We start from the raw sequence: 16,647 nt of genomic DNA, 5'->3' as shown, positions 1-16,647 counted from the left end.
TTAACATACGGTACCGTATGGGAGTGCCCCCGCGAAAGCGTCTCTCCGCATCGGACTGGACCGAGGCCGCCCTCGGAGCTCTCGCCGACGGCGGTCTCGCGGCCGTCGCCGTCGAACCGATCGCGGCCCGCCTCGGCGCGACGAAAGGTAGTTTCTACTGGCACTTCTCGGGCCGAGAGGCGCTGATCACGGCCGCGTTGGAGCTGTGGGAGCGTCAGGACACCGAGGACGTCATCGCCGAGATCCACGCCGAGCCCGCCGGCGTACCCCGGCTGCGTGCCCTGATCGTCGGCGCGATCACGAGCCGCGATGACCAGGGAGCCCGCGCAGAGCTGGCGCTGCAGGCCACGGCACGGCACCCGCTGGTCGCACCCGTGCTGGCACGAGTGACCCGGAGGCGTCTCGACTACCTGTCCGAACAGTTCACCGAACTCGGGTTTCCACCGGGCGAGGCCGCACGGCGCGCCCAGCTCGCCTACACCGGCTACCTCGGGGCCGCCCAGCTCGCCCACGCGACGCCCGGCGAGGCGGATCTCTCGCCCGCCTACCTCGACACGATGCTCAGGGTGCTGACTTCGCTGCCGTGACGGAAGACGCCGCCGCGCCGCTCAGGTCCCGCGCGGCGATCCGGGCCGCACGCAGCGCTCCGCGTCTCATCTTGCCGGCGTCGTCCCGCAACGGGGTGTCGCTGAACTCGACCGTGCGCGGAACCTTGTACGACACGAGGCGGCCCCGCAGGTGTTCGCGCAGGTCCACCTCGGTGACCGGCTCGGCGACCTGCACGATGGCGTGCACGGTGTTGCCGAGGTCGTCGTCGGGAAGCCCGATCACCGCACAGGTGAGTACCGCCGGGTGTTCCGCGAGCGCCGCCTCGACCTCGGCGGGATAGACATTCGCCCCGCCCACGAGAATCATGTCGCTGGTCCGGTCGGTGAGGTACAGATAGCCGTCTCGATCGACATGCCCCAGGTCTCCCAAGGATTCCCATCCGCCCCGACACCGGGCCTGCGCACCCACGTAGCGATAGGTTTCCGGCGCGCCGTCCGCTCGTCGCATCCACACCTCGCCGACGGTTCCGGCGGGAACCTCACGGAACCCGTCGTCCCGAATCGTCATCACACCCGACGTGACCCGACCCACCGATCCGGGGTGGGACAGCCACTCGACGCCGTCGATCATGCAACTGGCCTGCGCTTCCGTCCCCGAGTACAACTCGACCACCGTCTCCGGTCCGGTCCACTCCAGCCATCCGCGCTTGACCTTCGGCGGGCAGGGAGCACCGACGTGGAGCACGGTACGCAGGCTGGACATGTCTGCCGCACTGCGGATCTCGTCCGAAAGGCGCAGCATGCGGCCCATCATCGTCGGGACCACGTAGAGCCAGGTGACGCCGTACTCGCCGATGAGATCGAGAGTGTGCTCGGGATCGAAGCGATCCATCACCACCACGTGATTTCCCTGCGCCAAGGCCATCAGCGAAAACATGTTGGGCGCATTGTGATACATCGGCGCCGTGGTGAGCATGACCCCGTCCGGTGCGATCCGGAGTGCCCCGGCACGAGCGAGAACCGCCTCGGCCGTGGCCTCCTGTCCGGCGACGATGAGCTTCGGGCTACCGGTGCTCCCTCCGGACGTCGGCGCCTTCCACGCGGGAGCGACGATATCCGGCAGGTGCGTATCGGACTCGGTCGACACGTCCTCGTCCCCACGCAACCACGGCCGGCCCTGCCCTGGGTCCAGCCCCACCACCAGCGCCGGATCAGCCACCGCGAGCAGCCGTTCGAACTCGGTGCCGGGCAGTCGATGCGACAGCGGCTGCGGGACGGCGCCCAGCTTCCACGCCGCGATGGACGACTCCAGATGGCGGATGCAGTTCGGCAGGGCAATCGACACCATCGAACCGGCGGTCACTCCGAGCGCGGCGAACCTCCTCGCCAATCGCGTGGTCCGACGGTCCAGCTCCTCCCGGGTGATCGTGCCGGAACGGTCGGTGATCGCCGGTCGGTCCGGGGCGATCTCCGCCAGCTCTCGCAGCCGCGCCTGCAGCGACGTACGTCCCTGGTGGGTGACGCGCGGTCCGGCAGCATCTGCGTCGACGGTCATGGGTCGAACCTCCTCGGTCGTTCCGCCCGTCGGCCGGTGCAGCCACCCCGGGACACCACGCTGCTCATCCAATGCCGTCGGTGCCGTTCCGGTCAAAGAGCACCCGACGAACCGACCGATAGGCAGTTCCTATGTCGAGCCACTGTTCCCGTGTCGAGCCACCGCGTCGGCCAGGTTGCGGCGGCACGCCGGGAGACCGGGCTACCCTCTACCGGTGCCCGACGATCTCCCGGACCCCCACCGACTACGTCAGTTCATCGCCGTCGCACAACATTTGAACATCACTCGCGCCGCGGCCGAGCTTCATCTGACGCAGCAGGCCGTCAGCAGCACGATCAAGTCCCTCGAACGGGACCTCGGCGTCGAGCTGCTGAGGCGGTCCGGTCGACGGATCGAACTCACCGCCGCGGGAGAGGAGTTGCGACGGGGTGCGGTGCCGGTACTGGATGCGTCCGCGGCCCTGCTCCGCGCGACCCGCGCGGCGGCGCGCGGTGGCGGTGAGCACCTGACGATCGCGCACACGCCCGCGATCTCCGCCGACGAGGTGTACGACCTCACCGCTCCGGTGCGCAGCGCCCATCCGGCAGCGTCGATCACCGTGCGGCAGAGCTTTCCGGACGAGATCACGGAGGCGCTACGCACAGGTGCCGTCGACGTCGGGTTGCGCCGCGGTGCCGCCACACCCGAGGGCCTCGCCGCCACCGTGGTCGGATACACGCCCCTGCACCTGGCAGTGTCGGCCACTCATCGTCTGGCGACCCGGCCCTCGGCGGCACTGACCGACCTGGCGGGCGAGCAGCTGATCCTCTGGGGACCGCCCGGAGACTCCTTCTACGCCGACTTCCTGCTGTCGGTGTGCAGACGCGCAGGATTCGAGCCCACGACCACCGTCACGCACATCCAGGGTGCAGCGCCGACGACCGCGGTGATCGACACCCCGTCCTTCGCCTTCGTCACCGCGGAACCGGGGATCTACCACCACGGGCAGGTACGCGTGCTCGGCCTCGACGATCGCCCGCTGGCTCCGATACAGGCCATGTGGCTCCGATACACCCGGTCTCCGTTACGGCAGACTCTGCTCGACGGCTCGGCGGCACACCACGACGGCTGAGCGCGCGAGGAACTCTCAACGCAGGCGACGCTCTTCTTCCTCCTCGAGACGCTTGCGCTCTTCCTCGCGGCGCTCCTCTTCCTTCCTGATCTGCTCTTCACGCGGCGTCTTGTCACTCATGCCGCACTCCCTTCGTTCTCGACGTCCTGACCGATCAGCGGAACACTCGCCTCGGCGGTGAAGGCGAGGAACGCCAGCGACTCCTGCAGGTACAGCTGAATGCTGTCGGCGTCGTGGGAGAGGTACCCGATCGAGAGGTCCTGGCCCAGTTGCAACTGGTAGTCGCCGCCACGGGTGGAGATCAGCAGCGCGCCGTCCAGCGCCGGCGCCCAGATGGCGTGTCCGTCGTGCAACATCCGGGCAAGGTGGTCGCGGATCGGATAGCCGTGGTCGGTGGTCTCCGCCACCGCGGTGTACAGGTCTGCCGACAACAGCAGGTCGTAGGGTCCGTCGACTCCGGCAAGCCGGAGCGCGCTCGCCGCCCGGGCCACCGCGTCGGGAAGATCGCGTACATCGGACGGCAGCGACACCGGCGTATTGGAACTGCCGGGCGCGATGCCGCCGATCCCCGCCGCCGACGAACCGTGGAAGATCGAGTGGTCCTCGGCGAACGCGATCTGCTTCGCCGCGTCCTTGACCGGCTGCCAATCGGAGTCCTGCGCACCACGTTCGACATCCTCGACCGCGTCTCGGGTGACCGTGAAGGGCGCACGCAGTTCGATGAGGGGGAGCACCTCGCGCTGACGGACGACGACGTCGCCGATCGGGGCATCGAGTACCCGCACATGACCGGTTCCCACGGCGGACAATGTCGGCCCTGCCGGGCCGACGACGTCCACGACGCGGCGTCCGGCCAGGTTCCTGGTGAAGGTACGACGGGCCTCGTCCTCGATCTGAGCCCAGGCGGGGTCCGAGATCGGCGCGAGTTCGCGATGGAGATTGTTCATGATGTGCCGGTCCTTCTCAGACTGCCGATGGCCAGTGATCCGTCGGACGGGTTGTCCGACGAAGTGTTCGGGGAGCGGTCGGGCTCGGGTGGCTCGCCGCTGTCGGGCTGGTCCCCGGAGCTGTGGGGCGGCTGGTCGTCCAGGAAACCCGCGGTGGGTACGTAGAACAGGGAACCGGTGACTGCCGTCGAGAAGTCGAGGATGCGGTCGTAGTTTCCCGGCGGCTCACCGATGAACATGCGCTGCAGCATGCGTTCGATGACGTCGGGTGTGGCGGCGTATCCGATGTAATAGGTGCCGAATTCGCCCGCGCTCACCGAGCCGAACGGCATGTTGTCGCGGACGATCTGCAGCTGGGTTCCGTCCGGGTCGGTGATGGTGTTCACGGAAACATGCGAATTGGGCGCCTTGAGCTCGTCGGGAATCTCGATGTCGGTGAGCTTCTCGCGCCCGATCGCCCGTTCCTGTTCCTCGACCGACAGCGTGTTCCAGGCGTCGAGGTCGTGGAGGTACTTCTGGACGAGGACGTAGCTGCCGCCGGCGAACTCCGCGTCCTCGTCACCGATGGTCACCGCATCGACGGCGGCGATTCCCTCCGGGTTCTCCGTGCCGTCGACGAAGCCGAGCAGGTCTCGTTCGTCGAAGAACTTGAAGCCGTGGACCTCGTCGACGATGTCGGCCCATCCGGACAGCCGACGGGAGATCTGGTACGCAAGTTCGAAGCACACGTCCAGCTGTGTGCCGCGCAGGTGGAAGAGGACGTCACCCGGCGTCGACACCGCCGTGTGGCGTTCGCCTTCGAGAGCTCGGAACGGGTGCAGACCCGCGGGCCGCGGGCTTCCGTACAACCGCTCCCACAGCTGTGCACCGATCCCGACCACACAGTTCAGATCGGCGTCGGGAACCCGGAACCCGACAGCACGGACCAATCCGCTCACGTCGCCCAGCAGTTCGCGAATGTCGTTCTCGGCGCTGGGACGAACCGTCACCACCAGGAAAATGGCAGCCTTCGCAGGCGGGGCCAGGACGGTCTGACTTCTGGTCGGGCGGGTCACCGATCACCCTCCGTTCCCTGCGCACCTCGAAGCGGACACCTACCGGACTCGACCAGCGTAGCCAAGGTGGCTTCCGATGCGCAGCCGGACGCTCGAGGCTGTTGCGGGCGACAATTCGAGTTGTTCCGGCTACCAGACCGGGGCGTGGTCGAGCTCGCTACCGCCGCCGCGGCGACGTACCGGCGTGCGGGTCCAGGCGCAGCGCGTATGCCGCCGTCGCCAGTTCCGCGATGTCCTGTGGATCGACCAGAGACCGGCCGGTGAGCTCGTTGAGGCGGCGGAGCCGATACCGCACCGTGTTCGCGTGGCAATGCAGTACCTTCGCCGCCGACTCGGCGGACCCACCGTGTTCGAGGTAGGCGGTGAGGGTGTCGAGCAACACGGCGCGATCTTCCGCAGGCAACCGCAGCACGGGTCCGAGTACCTGTTCCGCGAGCCGCCGGCCCTCACCCGGCGTCCGGGCCATGAGCGCCTCGAGCGGGCTCGAGCTGAACACGGCGACCCCGGCTTCACCCTGCTTCGATGTGGCCAGCGCGGATCGCGCCAGCTCGAGGGCGCGGGGTGTGTCCGCGAGCGCCGGGAATTCGGGACTCACACCGGTTCGGGCGCTCGCCGCGTCGCGGAGGATGCCGAGCGCGGTCGCGTACTGGTCCGCTCGCAACGAAATCACACCGAGCTGGAGCGCCGGGGTCAGTCGCCAGCCCGACACGATCCCCTGGTCGGCGAGGCGGCGCTCGATTCCGGGCAGGCTCTCCTCGGCCAGACCACGGGTGTCTGCCGCGACGACGACGAATTGCGCGTCGGGCGGAAAGCCCAGCAGCGCAGCCGCCTCCGACGGTCCGGCGTCCGGACTCGGATGCCCGGTCAGCAGTGCCTCGACCAATGCCGAACGGCGCTGTTGCTGGGCGAGAAGCATCTCGGCGGTTGCGGCCCGGTAGGACTCGGTCAGCGCCACGGCATGCTCGTCGGTCAGATGCCAGATCGTGGTGGCGGCGGCCAGCAGAGCTTCCGCCCCGGCGGGCTGGCGAGCACTCCGACCCCGCTCGACCAGCGCGTCCCACAGCGTCCAGAAGCTGATGCGGTACGCGCGGAGCACCTCGGGTAGCGGCGCACCCTGCCGTGCACGACGACGACCGGTTTCCTGCGGGGCTCCGAGTTCCGTCGACGCTCCTCCCCGGGCGATCGCGCCGACGAGAAAGCTCAGGTTCTCGGCGATGGAGCGTCGCAGATCACGGCTCGGGACCAACTCTTCCGTGTGGTACATCGGGATGCGGTCGACGATCGCGGCATATGCGGTGTCGACCAGAACGGGCAACTTGGCCTCGGCCCACCGCACCAGGTCGGCCATCTCCGTGTCGGTCACTCACCCTCCAGCGTCTGCGAATCGCAGGCGTATGGCGAGCGGCCATCGCCTCGAAACCACTGTAGCGACACGGGACGGCCCCGGGGCAGGCCGGAATTATCGGCGGCGACCGTCCGTGTCGGTAGCGTGAGCGTCATGACCAACCCTGACGTGACGGACGCGCGGGTGCCGATCCCCCGGGCAGTGTCCGTGGCTGTCGAGCGATTCCTCTCCGCACACGGCGGTTCGGCCGAGGTGGTCGTCGAGCCCGTGGGGGTGAGCGGAGTTCGCCTGGCGTTGGTGGGCACGGACGGCGTGCTCGGCGACGTGATCGTGGCGGACACGACGGTCGCACAGGCCGTGATCGAGGCGTTCCCCGATCTGGGGAGTGCCTCGTGGGATCGTGCACTCACGAGCGTCGTCTCCCCGACGCCCGGTCACGACCGCGCGATGGCCGGGTGGTTGTCCCGATGCACTCGCGGCCGCCACCATGCCTGGGGCTGCCGAGTCGCGCACCGGATCCGCGTCGCCGCCACCGACGCCTGGTGGTGGCGTGGCAACTCGAAAGACGTTGCCACAACTGATCGCTGAGCCCGGTCGCTCAGGACCGGCGCCACCGCGCGAGCAACTCGTTCGACACCTTGCCGAGTTCCATCTGCCACAGGGGTCCGAAACTGACACGACCGGCACCGGCGGCGGCGATCTCCGACAGGTCGTCCTCACCGGGCCGCCCCAGCGCATTGACCGGTAGCGGGAGTTCGTCCGCCAGACGCGCCAGGACGTCCAGGGGATGGAACCCCACCGGATACAGGCAGTCGGCACCGGCCTCGGCAGCGAGAGTCATTCGGGCAACGGCACGTTCGACCCGGTCGGACTCGTCACCCACCTGGTTCTTGAACAGATCGGTGCGAGCGTTGACGACCACGTGCACGCCCTGCCGGTCCGCGGCGGCACGGAGCCGGGCCACCAGTTCGGCATGCTCCTCGGCACTCCTGAACCGGCCTCCTTCGCGGTGCACCGTGTCCTCGATGTTCAGGCCCACGGCCCGTGAATCGAGCAGTCCCGCGACGAGGTCCTCGGCGGGGAGCCCGTAACCGGACTCGATGTCCACCGACACCGGCACGTCGACGGCATCGGTGATCTGGCGGACGCGAGTGAGGAGGTCGGAGAACTCCATGCCCTCACCGTCCTGCTTCCCGATCGAATCGGCGACGGGGTGGCTCCCGACGGTGAGCGCAGCGAAACCCGCGTCGACCGCCAGCTTCGCCGACCATGCATCCCAGACGGTGGGGAGAACGACCGGATTGCCCGGTTGATGCAGTTCCAGCAGCGTATCGGCATGGGTGGCGAGAGAAATGGACACCAGCAACTCCTTCGGCGAGGTGAACGCGCGGGCGAACTCCACGGTACTCACCGCAACGTGGGCGAGAGGCCCGTGATTCGTCCGCCGGGGTGAAATGTTCGCCGATATCCTGAACTCATGTGCGCTGCGACCGGCCCGGACCGTGCCCACCCGCGCTGACGAAGGGCGTCTGCCCCGGACCTCGACCACGATCTGGATGCTCGAGGATCTCGAGCCGTTCCCGGACGATCCCGCCGTGGGCGATCGGTGTGAGCCGACGACGTACTGGGCGGCACCCGACATGCTGGGACTGCCCGCCGAGCTGTGGTGCCGGGTCGAGGCCAGAATCGAGGAGGTGCATGTCGACGGGCACCGTGAACGGGTCGCGCACCTCGGCGAGGGGTTCACCACGATGCTCCCGGACGCGGTGGAGGCCTTCCCTGACACGGCGGGCCGCACGTCCCTGACCGGGTGCCTGGTCCGGGACCGTCACCTCTGGGCCGACTATCGAACGCGACCGACCGGCAGCGGCCGGGTCCTCGAACGTAATTGGTTGATACAACATGCCATTCGGGATCCGACTCGCTCTCCCGGATGGTTCTCGGTCAGCCACGACGGCCCGCTCCGAGTCCACCACGGTGGCTCGTTACCCCCGAACCACGCCGTCGTCTGGTCTGCGCTGTCCCTGGAACTGATCCCTGCCGGTGCAGGAGAGACCCGTGGTGCTGCGGATCATGGTGAGGGCGACCCGGAACGTGGGGTCTGAGGAGTCCGTGAACAGAAGGGCGCTTCCGCTTCCTTCCACCTTCAATGTATAGCGCACCCCGGGGCTTGCGGCAAGGGCGGGGTCGTGCCGCAGAATCGCTGGCCGTAGCGGAAATCTGCGGCACGACCATGCAGGACGCGCGGACGACATCGAAGGGGATCATGGCCACTCGGGAACACCGGAACGATCAGGAACATCGGGACGCATTGTGCTCGGAGCAGGAATACGTGACCGAGCTCTACGCGCGGCTCGACGCCGAACGCGCACGGGTGAAGGAGCGGTACCGCACGGCTCTGCGCGCACCCGTCGACCTCGCGAACGGTGGAACGCTGGTGGAACGCGACGCCGAAGTGCGTGCGCTGGCCGAGGAAGCCAGGCGTCTCGACGTGGCGGACAGCGGTCTGTGTTTCGGCCGACTGGACAGCATCTCGGGGGAGCGCACCTACGTCGGCCGGATCGGCCTGTTCGACGAGAAGAACGAGTACGAACCGCTGTTGCTCGATTGGCGGGCGCCGGCAGCGCGGGCGTTCTACGTCGCCACAGCCGCACACCCGGAGAACATGCGGCGACGACGACAGTTCCACACCCGTGGCCGGCGGGTGGTCGACTTCACCGACGAAATCCTCGGCCGTCCCGACCAGGCGGTACGAGGTGGGCGCGGGGACTCGGCTCTGATCGCCGCTCTCGACGCGCCACGTGGCCACGGGATGCGCGACATCGTGGCGACGATCCAGGCGGAGCAGGACCGGATCATCCGGCTCGACCACTCGGGCGTCGTGGTCATCGAGGGTGGCCCGGGTACGGGAAAGACAGTGGTCGCGCTGCACCGCGTGGCGTACCTGCTCTACACGCAGCGCGAGCAGATCCGGCGCCACGGGGTGCTCGTGGTCGGCCCTCACCCGGCGTTCCTCGACCACATCGCTCGTGTGCTGCCCTCGCTCGGCGAGTCCGACGTGGTGTTCACCACCACCGGCGACCTCGTGCCGGGCATACGCACCACCACCGAGGACGCACCGGACGCCGCACGGGCCAAGGGGGCGCTGACGATCCTGAGTGTCCTCGCGGCCGCGGTCGCCGACTACCAGCGCCTTCCGGAGGAGCCGATCTCGATCGAGTTGACGGACGTCACGGCCCGGATCGACGCCGAGACCGCGGAGTGGGCCAGGGAGGAAGCTCGCGGCAGCGGCCTCCCGCACAACGAGGCGCGCTCGGTGTTCCGCGAGATCGTCACCTGGGTGCTCACCGAACGGGCGATTTCCCGGATCGGCCGGGGGTGGTTGTCCCGATCGGACCGCGACGCCTGGGAACAGCTGCGCACGGACCTGGTCGACGAGCTCGCAGATCACGCGGGGTTCACCGCCGCTCTCGACGCGCTGTGGCCGATCCTCACCCCGGAAACAGTTCTGGCACAGCTGTACACGTCTCACGATCGTCTGCGCACGGCCGGTGCCGGTGATGCCCTGTGGCGCGCCACGGGCGATGCCTGGACGGTGTCGGACGTGCCGCTGCTCGACGAACTGGTCGACTTGCTGGGACGGGACCCGTCCGCCGAGAAGGAATCCGACAAGGCGGCCGAGCGCGAGAACAGATCCCGAATCGAGTACGCGGCAGGAGTGTTGGACACCCTCGTCAGTCGAGAGGACAGCATGGACGACGAGGACCACCTGTTCGCCACGGACCTCCTCCATGCCGACGACCTGGCGGAGCGATTCCTCGAACGCGACACCCGCGAGCTCGCCGAACGTGCGGCGGCGGATCGGGACTGGACCTACCGGCACGTCGTCGTCGACGAGGCCCAGGAGCTTTCCGAGATGGACTGGCGAGTACTCATGAGGCGGTGCCCGAACAGGTCTTTCACGGTGGTGGGCGATCTCGCGCAGCGCCGATCGGCTGCAGGCGCGACCTCGTGGGACGCGGTGTTCGAGCCGTACGTTCCCGGACGTTGGGTGTACCGCTCACTGTCGGTCAACTACCGGACCCCGGCAGAGATCATGTCCGTCGCCGCGGCGGTGCTCGCCGAGTTCGCACCCGGTGCCGCGCCGCCGGAGTCGGTCCGGAGCTGCGGCGTGGCTCCGTGGTCGAGGCAGGTTACCGAAGACGAACTACCTTCTGCCATAGACGACTTCGTCCACGAAGAGTCCGGACGCGCAGGCACCAGTGTCGCCATCGGCCCTCCCGGCGTACCCGGCACAGTGACGGCATCGGAGACCAAGGGCCTCGAGTTCGATGCCGTCCTCGTGGTCGAACCGGAGCGCATCCTCGCCGACGGGCCCCGGGGTGCGGCCGAACTCTACGTCGCACTCACCCGGGCGACGCAGCGTCTCGGCGTCCTGCACCGAGGTCCGCTGCCGCAGGCCCTCAGCGGACTCGCCGACCGCTGAAGCTCCCGGCTTCCGGGTCCCGGAACAGGACGCGTGGAACGAACCACAGGTAGAAGACCATGCCGAACAACTCGACCAGCGACTGCATCACGACGACGATCGCGGCGATCTCCCACCCGGCGGGCAAGGACAGGGCGAAGGGCAGGACGATGAAGGAGTTGCGAGTGCCCAGGGAGAACGCGAGGGTCCGGCCCTGAGCAACGGGCAGCCGAGCCGCGAGGCCGAGCAGCTTGGCGATCACCAGATTCGCGGCCAGGAACGCGACGGCGACGGCGATGACGATCGGGAGCAGATGCACGGTGTCGCCGACGGCGCCGACGTGGGCGGTGGCGACGAGCAGGATCACGATCGCCAGCAGCGGCACGGGCCACCACCCCAGGCGCTGCACCACACGGTGACGATCGGGCTTCTCGGCGGCCCAGGCCTCGGTGAGCGCGGCCGCCCCCAGCGGCGCAAGGACGACGAGCAGTGCCGGCCAGACGTCGGCGGGAGCGAACACGGACGAGACGTCCACACCCGCCATCAGCCACAGGTACAGCGGCAGGAGCAGGAGTTGGAGTAGCAGGGTGATCGGAGTGAGCGCGGTCGCCCGTGCCGCGTCTCCGCGCCCGAGTTGGGTGAACGTGATGAACCAGTCGGTGCAGGGCACGAGCAGGACCAGGAGCAACCCGAGACGCAGGCCTTGATCGTCGGGAACGAACCGCACGAGAACCCACACCAGCGCCGGAACGACGACGAAGTTGCCGACCAGCGCGGTGGCGAGGAATCGCCCGTCCTTGAACGCGGCAGGGATCGATGCCAGCGGCATCTGGGTGAAGGTCGCGAAGAGGAGCAGTGCGAGCACGGGCCAGACCAGCGCTTCGGCGGTGTGGCCGGCTTGCGGCGCAACGGTCCCCAGGAGTAGTCCGAGCGCGACGGCGGCGAGATAGAACCAGACCTGACGGCGCTCGAGGGTGTCACGACTCATCGGGGTTGCCGCCTGCCCGCCGGTCGCTGCCGTCGGGGACCAGCTCGTCGAGCAGGGACATGCCCTCGGGTGGGACGGTGGTCGTCAGCGTGAACTGCGATCCTCGCAGGGCGATGGCGAATGTCCGGTACCCGTTGGGCGCCCGCTGCGGCCGCAACAGCTCGGGGCCCTCGTCGTAGCGCAGCGTCGTGGCCGGCACCCCGCTACGGGCAGCAACCTGGGATATCCGCATGGTCTCCACTCGACCACGCTAAACCTTCGAGTGGACGCGAAGGTCAAGGGATCTGTCGGCGGTCTGTCCTAGGGTCACGCGGGAAGGGCTCCGGGACCGTCGCACGAGGAGGCTCGCATGGAATCGGAGGGGACGTGACCGTGACCGGCTACCGCGCAACGGCACAGCGGCCCGACGTGCTCGGCCGACTGCCCGGCGACGAGCAACTCGATGCCTTCCGCGAGGCACTCTGCCGCAACACCACGCTCGTCGATGTGCTCGACCGCTGCACCACACTCGACCTACCGCACTGGTACCTCGCGGGCGGCTGCCTGTTCCAGACCGTGTGGAACGTCGTCACCAACCGCCCACCCGATGAAGGCATCCGCGACTACGACCTCTTCTACTTCGACGACACCGACACTTCCTGGAGTGCCGAGGACGCCAGAATCCGCGCCGGTCGAACCGTGTTCGCCGATCTGTCCGCCCCGGTGCTCGCTCCACGCACCGTCTACGACGCCAAGACCGCGCGGTGGAAACATCAATGGCCGACCCTCACCGTGCTTCCCTGGCCTTGACTCCGGGGCCCGGAACCGCCCCTCGCGCGTGCCGTCAGAGCAGGGTGGACCAGTAGGCGTAGAAGCGGTGGATCACCAACCCGGCCACGAGGAGGAACCACGCCGTGACGGGAATCAGGTGGTTCCCGGCCGCGGCCAGCGCGTCGGCGCGGGTCGATGCGCCGAACGCACCCTGCCGCACGTTGCGGAGGGTGACGTACCAGAAGATCGGGACGGTCACAGCCCACACCACCATGCAGTACGGGCACAGCGCACCGACGACGTAGAGGCTCTGGACGATCAACCAGTGCACGAACACCACCGCGGCGGTGACGCCGAATTGCATCCCGATCCAGTACCAGCGGGCGAACCGGGCACCGGCGAGTAATCCGGCCCCTGTGGTGACGACGATCGCGAACCCGGCGATGCCGAGCAGCGAGTTGGGGAAACCGAACACCGATGCCTGCGCAGTGGACATCACCGACCCACAGTCGAGAATCGGATTGAGGCTGCACGACGGGATGTAGTCGGAATCGGTGGCCAGCGAGAATTTCTCGATGGTGAGCACGGTCGAGGCCGTCAGACCGACGAGGCCTCCGATCAGCAGCAGAGTGTGCAGGATCCCGTCGATCGGCTCACCGATGATGCTCCGAGTGCTCCGCGGGACGCCCGTGTCAGCGGAGGACGGAATCGAGTTCATCGATCAGATCCCCGTACGTGATGGGTTCGATCCGCCGGCCGTCGAGGAAGAATGTCGGAGTACCCCGCACCCCGAGTACGTGGCCGTCAGCGACATCCGCGGCCACTCGCTCGGCGGTGGCGGGGTCCGTGTAGGCGGCCTCGAAGGCAGCCATGTCGAGTCCGAGGTCGGCGGCAAGGCCACGGAACACGTCGTCCTTCGGGATTCGCTGTTCACCCCACTCGGATTGGGTTTCATACATCCGCTGATACATCTGCTCGAACTTGCCCTGCTGCGCCGCGGCTTCCACCGCTCGCGCCGCCCGCTCGGCATTGAAGTGCCCGGGCATCGGGAAGTAGCGCACGACGAAACTGATCCGGTCACCGTACTCGGCGCGCAGTTCCTCGATCGCCGGGTACACCGACAGGCAGGCCTCGCACTCGAAATCGAGGAACTCGACGAACGTCGGGCTGCCCGCCGGGGCCGGGGAGATCCGGTGGCTGTCCTGGCGCACCACGATCGACGACGGATTCGCGCCGGCGTCGTCGGGAGCGTCGGCACCTGACCGGTCGACCAGGAAGATCGCGACCACACCGACGACGAAGACGGCCACCAGCGCTACGGAGATCCGGGCTCCCCTACTCATAGGTCCACCGCGGTCGCGTCCGGGAAACGGGGCGAACAGGACGAGGAAGTCACGGGCAACACGCTAACGGATGTTGATATCGGCATACGACTCCGGTTCCCATTCATATCAATACTCGTTAGTGTGTTGATATGAATGAGGAGAAAGCGGACGCCTGCGACCTGCTCTGCCTCGACCTCCCCCACGCGGAGCGGATTCGGGCCGGCTTGCCACCGCGGCAGAGTGTCGAGCCCGCGGCCGCAGCCTCCCGGGCACTCGGCGACCCCACTCGCCTGACGATCGCCACGGCCCTGCAGGCCGGTGACGAACTGTGCGTCTGCGATATGGCGTGGGTGGTCGGACAGGCGCAGAATCTCGTGTCCCACCATCTGCGTCAGCTCAAGATCGCCGGCCTGGTCACCTCCCGCCGTAGCGGCCGACTGGTGATGTACTCGCTGACCGAGCGCGGCCGGGCGCTCGTCGACGCCGTCGTCGGTGTCCCTCGGCCCGTCGAGGCTCACACCCCCGTCGAGGCCAACAGTGTCTGATGCCTGCTGTAGTCCGGCGACCACGGAGACGACAACCACCGCGGGGGTCCCCGACCAGGGTCCGGGGCGGCTGTAGCAGGTACGCGAATTGCATTGCGCGGCAGCAGCAGCCGTCCTACTGGTCGTCGGATGGGGCCTGGGGCGGGCGGAAGCAGGCCTGGTGGGAACGGCCTTCGAACTCGCTGCCGTGGCGGTCGCCGCCGCGACGTTCGTGCACCCGGCACTGAGGAATCTCCGGTATCGCCGAATCGGGGTCGGAACGTTGATGACGATCGCCGTCGTCGGTGCGGTCGCCCTCGGCCAGTACCCCGAGGCAGCGCTACTCGGCATTCTGTTCTCGATCGCCGAGGGCCTGGAACATTTCGCGGTGACCCGGACCCGGCGCGGGCTGCGGGCACTGTTGTCCCTCGTCCCGCCCGTCGCCACCGTCGCGCGGGGCGGTGCCGAGGTATCGGTGCCTCCGGACGAGCTGCGGATCGGCGATCGGATGCTGCTCCGCCCGGGCAAGCGTGCCGCCACCGACGGCATGATCCGGGCCGGCCGCACCAGCCTGGACCTTTCCGCGATCACCGGGGAATCTGTTCCGGTCGAGGCCGGTCCCGGCGACGAGGTGCACGCCGGAGCGATCAACGGGGGCGGGGCGATCGAGGTCGAAGTCACCGCCCGCGCAGCCGACAGCTCACTCGCACGAATCGTGCACATCGTCGAAGAAGCCCAGGACCGCAAGGGTGCCGGGCAACGCCTCGCCGACACCATCGCCCGGCCGCTGGTGCCCGCGATCATGATTCTCGCGGGGCTCGTCGCCGGTATCGGATCGATCGTCGGTGACCCGATGCTCTGGCTCGAACGGGCACTGGTCGTGCTCGTCGCTGCGTCTCCCTGCGCGCTGGCCATCGCGGTCCCGCTCACGGTGGTGGCCGCCGTCGGCGCGTCCACCCGACACGGTGCCCTGATCAAAGGGGGCGCGGCGCTCGAGGAACTGGGGCGCGTCCGTGTCGTCGCGCTGGACAAGACCGGCACGCTCACCCGCAACGCTCCCGTGGTCGTGGCCACCCTCGCGACGGAAGGCGCCGCCGAGACCGATGTCCTCGCCACCGCGGCCGCGCTCGAGGCGCGGAGCGAACACCCGCTCGCCGCCGCCATCCTCGCTGCCGTCGATGCGCCCGTGACCGCCGCGGACGCCGTCACCGCCGTGCCGGGGCACGGCCTGTCCGGGACCATCGACGGTGACGTGCTGCGCCTGGGCAAGCCCGGTTGGATCGACCCCGGCGCGTTGGCCGCGGACGTTCTCGAGCTGCAGCGAGCAGGGGCCACGGTCGTGATCGTCGAGCGGCGCGGACAGGTACTCGGCGCGATCGCGGTACGCGACGAGCTTCGTCCGGAAGCTCCGGAGGCCGTCGACCGGCTCCACCGGCTCGGAATCGACGTCGCGATGCTGACCGGCGACAACGAACGTGCCGCGCGTGCCCTGGCGGCCGACGCCGGTATCGGTGCCGTGCATGCGGAACTGCTGCCCGAAGACAAGGCGAGGATTCTCACCGCCCTCGCCGGGGGTCGCCGCGTCGCGATGGTCGGCGACGGTGTCAACGACGCGCCGGCCCTGGCCACCGCCGACGTCGGTATCGCCATGGGCACGGCAGGCACCGATGTCGCGATCGAGACCGCAGACGTCGCACTGATGGGCGAAGACCTGCGCCACCTTCCGCAGCTCCTCACCCACGCGCGTCGCGCACGCCGAATCATGGTGCAGAACATAGGGTTCTCGCTGATGATCATCGCGGTGCTGATACCGCTCGCCGCCGCCGGAGTGCTGGGCCTGGCCACCGTCGTGTTCATTCACGAACTCGCCGAAGTCCTCGTCATCGTCAACGCCATCCGCGCCGCACGCACCACCGCTGCGCCCGGGCTGACCGCCGCACCCGTCGTCGCAGACCAGGTTGGGATCGCACCGCGTCGAGCCGTTCTCTCGGAAGGCCAGTCCCGATAGGAGTTCTGATCACGATTACCGGGCCG

The 16,647-nt window shown here is 68.5% G+C and carries 16 protein-coding genes and 1 pseudogene; 8 read left to right on the top strand and 9 right to left on the bottom strand.

Annotated features, from left to right (window positions below):
• Nucleotides 1–23 precede the first annotated feature (23 nt).
• Nucleotides 24–587 carry a TetR/AcrR family transcriptional regulator gene (locus G4H71_RS11135; RefSeq protein ID WP_371842559.1) on the top strand — a complete coding sequence of 188 codons (564 nt, stop codon included), beginning with the start codon at nt 24–26 and terminating at the stop codon, nt 585–587.
• On the opposite strand, the gene G4H71_RS11130 is transcribed toward G4H71_RS11135, so the two are convergent.
• Nucleotides 562–2,103 carry an AMP-binding protein gene (locus G4H71_RS11130; RefSeq protein ID WP_083343148.1) on the bottom strand — a complete coding sequence of 514 codons (1,542 nt, stop codon included), beginning with the start codon at nt 2,101–2,103 and terminating at the stop codon, nt 562–564. The two genes, G4H71_RS11135 and G4H71_RS11130, sit on opposite strands and share 26 nt — an antisense overlap.
• A gap of 214 nt (nt 2,104–2,317) precedes the next feature.
• On the opposite strand from G4H71_RS11130, the gene G4H71_RS11125 reads away from it, so the two are divergent.
• The gene (locus tag G4H71_RS11125) at nt 2,318–3,214 is read left to right on the top strand and encodes a LysR family transcriptional regulator (RefSeq protein WP_072738577.1); all 897 of its coding nucleotides are present in this window, start codon (nt 2,318–2,320) and stop codon (nt 3,212–3,214) included.
• A 116-nt stretch (nt 3,215–3,330) separates the two neighbouring features.
• Here G4H71_RS11125 and G4H71_RS11120 read toward each other — a convergent pair whose 3' ends face one another.
• The 3 genes from G4H71_RS11120 to G4H71_RS11110 form a co-directional block, all read right to left on the bottom strand.
• Complete coding sequence (locus tag G4H71_RS11120) at nt 3,331–4,161, bottom strand: family 1 encapsulin nanocompartment shell protein (protein ID WP_072738578.1); 831 nt, start codon at nt 4,159–4,161, stop codon at nt 3,331–3,333.
• On the bottom strand, nt 4,158–5,216 hold the full coding sequence (locus tag G4H71_RS11115; RefSeq protein WP_072738579.1) for a Dyp-type peroxidase: 1,059 nt from the start codon (nt 5,214–5,216) through the stop codon (nt 4,158–4,160). The genes G4H71_RS11120 and G4H71_RS11115 overlap by 4 nt, the downstream gene beginning before the upstream one ends.
• A 157-nt stretch (nt 5,217–5,373) precedes the next feature.
• Nucleotides 5,374–6,579 (bottom strand): PucR family transcriptional regulator, encoded by a 1,206-nt coding sequence (locus G4H71_RS11110; RefSeq protein ID WP_246442253.1) that lies wholly within the window; start codon nt 6,577–6,579, stop codon nt 5,374–5,376.
• A 135-nt stretch (nt 6,580–6,714) separates the two neighbouring features.
• Here G4H71_RS11110 and G4H71_RS11105 point away from each other — a divergent pair, with 135 nt between their 5' ends.
• Entirely contained in the window at nt 6,715–7,149 is a 435-nt protein-coding gene (locus G4H71_RS11105) for a hypothetical protein (RefSeq protein WP_072738580.1), read from the top strand.
• Nucleotides 7,150–7,159: 10 nt separating this feature from the next.
• On the opposite strand, the gene G4H71_RS11100 is transcribed toward G4H71_RS11105, so the two are convergent.
• Entirely contained in the window at nt 7,160–7,924 is a 765-nt protein-coding gene (locus G4H71_RS11100) for an isocitrate lyase/PEP mutase family protein (protein WP_376697596.1), read from the bottom strand.
• Nucleotides 7,925–8,063: 139 nt separating this feature from the next.
• Between G4H71_RS11100 and G4H71_RS11095 the strand changes: the two genes are divergently transcribed.
• Together G4H71_RS11095 and helR are read left to right on the top strand one after the other, a co-directional pair.
• On the top strand, nt 8,064–8,666 hold the full coding sequence (locus tag G4H71_RS11095) for a hypothetical protein (protein WP_246442256.1): 603 nt from the start codon (nt 8,064–8,066) through the stop codon (nt 8,664–8,666).
• Between the two features lie 161 nt (nt 8,667–8,827).
• A complete protein-coding gene (gene helR, locus G4H71_RS11090; RefSeq protein WP_072738630.1) occupies nt 8,828–11,047 on the top strand; it encodes an RNA polymerase recycling motor ATPase HelR in 2,220 nt (739 codons plus the stop codon).
• Here helR and G4H71_RS11085 read toward each other — a convergent pair.
• Nucleotides 11,025–12,014: an arsenic resistance protein gene (locus G4H71_RS11085; protein WP_072738581.1), complete on the bottom strand. Its 990-nt coding sequence runs from the start codon at nt 12,012–12,014 to the stop codon at nt 11,025–11,027. The two genes, helR and G4H71_RS11085, sit on opposite strands and share 23 nt — an antisense overlap.
• Nucleotides 12,004–12,246: a MerR family DNA-binding transcriptional regulator gene (locus G4H71_RS11080; RefSeq protein ID WP_083343162.1), complete on the bottom strand. Its 243-nt coding sequence runs from the start codon at nt 12,244–12,246 to the stop codon at nt 12,004–12,006. The genes G4H71_RS11085 and G4H71_RS11080 overlap by 11 nt, the downstream gene beginning before the upstream one ends.
• Nucleotides 12,247–12,380: 134 nt before the next feature.
• On the opposite strand from G4H71_RS11080, the gene G4H71_RS11075 reads away from it, so the two are divergent.
• Nucleotides 12,381–12,803 carry a nucleotidyltransferase family protein gene (locus G4H71_RS11075; RefSeq protein ID WP_246442259.1) on the top strand — a complete coding sequence of 141 codons (423 nt, stop codon included), beginning with the start codon at nt 12,381–12,383 and terminating at the stop codon, nt 12,801–12,803.
• 34 nt (nt 12,804–12,837) lie between these two features.
• Here G4H71_RS11075 and G4H71_RS11070 read toward each other — a convergent pair whose 3' ends face one another.
• Together G4H71_RS11070 and G4H71_RS11065 are read right to left on the bottom strand one after the other, a co-directional pair.
• The gene (locus G4H71_RS11070) at nt 12,838–13,482 is read right to left on the bottom strand and encodes a vitamin K epoxide reductase family protein (RefSeq protein WP_072738583.1); all 645 of its coding nucleotides are present in this window, start codon (nt 13,480–13,482) and stop codon (nt 12,838–12,840) included.
• The gene (locus tag G4H71_RS11065; RefSeq protein WP_072738584.1) at nt 13,457–14,107 is read right to left on the bottom strand and encodes a DsbA family protein; all 651 of its coding nucleotides are present in this window, start codon (nt 14,105–14,107) and stop codon (nt 13,457–13,459) included. Before G4H71_RS11065 ends, G4H71_RS11070 begins: the two co-directional genes overlap by 26 nt.
• Nucleotides 14,108–14,238: 131 nt before the next feature.
• Here G4H71_RS11065 and G4H71_RS11060 point away from each other — a divergent pair, with 131 nt between their 5' ends.
• Nucleotides 14,239–14,634 carry an ArsR/SmtB family transcription factor gene (locus tag G4H71_RS11060; protein WP_072738585.1) on the top strand — a complete coding sequence of 132 codons (396 nt, stop codon included), beginning with the start codon at nt 14,239–14,241 and terminating at the stop codon, nt 14,632–14,634.
• Nucleotides 14,627–16,621: pseudogene (locus tag G4H71_RS11055) on the top strand (heavy metal translocating P-type ATPase). The gene G4H71_RS11060 and the pseudogene G4H71_RS11055 overlap by 8 nt, the downstream one beginning before the upstream one ends.
• Nucleotides 16,622–16,647: the final 26 nt, after the last annotated feature.

The organism is Rhodococcus triatomae (genome assembly GCF_014217785.1).
Taxonomy (GTDB): Bacteria; Actinomycetota; Actinomycetes; order Mycobacteriales; family Mycobacteriaceae; genus Rhodococcus_F; species Rhodococcus_F triatomae.
The sequence above is the reverse complement of the archived record's forward strand: the minus strand, read 5'-3'. Positions and strand labels throughout refer to the sequence as shown.

Excerpts from the sequence above, each read along its gene's own strand:
- helR (WP_072738630.1), top strand. The coding sequence starts at position 8,828 with ATGGCCACTCGGGAACACCGGAACGATCAGGAACATCGGGACGCATTG.
- G4H71_RS11060 (WP_072738585.1), top strand. The coding sequence starts at position 14,239 with ATGAATGAGGAGAAAGCGGACGCCTGCGACCTGCTCTGCCTCGACCTC.
- G4H71_RS11120 (WP_072738578.1), bottom strand. The coding sequence starts at position 4,161 with ATGAACAATCTCCATCGCGAACTCGCGCCGATCTCGGACCCCGCCTGG.
- G4H71_RS11105 (WP_072738580.1), top strand. The coding sequence starts at position 6,715 with ATGACCAACCCTGACGTGACGGACGCGCGGGTGCCGATCCCCCGGGCA.
- G4H71_RS11065 (WP_072738584.1), bottom strand. The coding sequence starts at position 14,107 with ATGAGTAGGGGAGCCCGGATCTCCGTAGCGCTGGTGGCCGTCTTCGTC.
- G4H71_RS11070 (WP_072738583.1), bottom strand. The coding sequence starts at position 13,482 with ATGAACTCGATTCCGTCCTCCGCTGACACGGGCGTCCCGCGGAGCACT.
- G4H71_RS11080 (WP_083343162.1), bottom strand. The coding sequence starts at position 12,246 with ATGCGGATATCCCAGGTTGCTGCCCGTAGCGGGGTGCCGGCCACGACG.
- G4H71_RS11130 (WP_083343148.1), bottom strand. The coding sequence starts at position 2,103 with ATGACCGTCGACGCAGATGCTGCCGGACCGCGCGTCACCCACCAGGGA.
- G4H71_RS11085 (WP_072738581.1), bottom strand. The coding sequence starts at position 12,014 with ATGAGTCGTGACACCCTCGAGCGCCGTCAGGTCTGGTTCTATCTCGCC.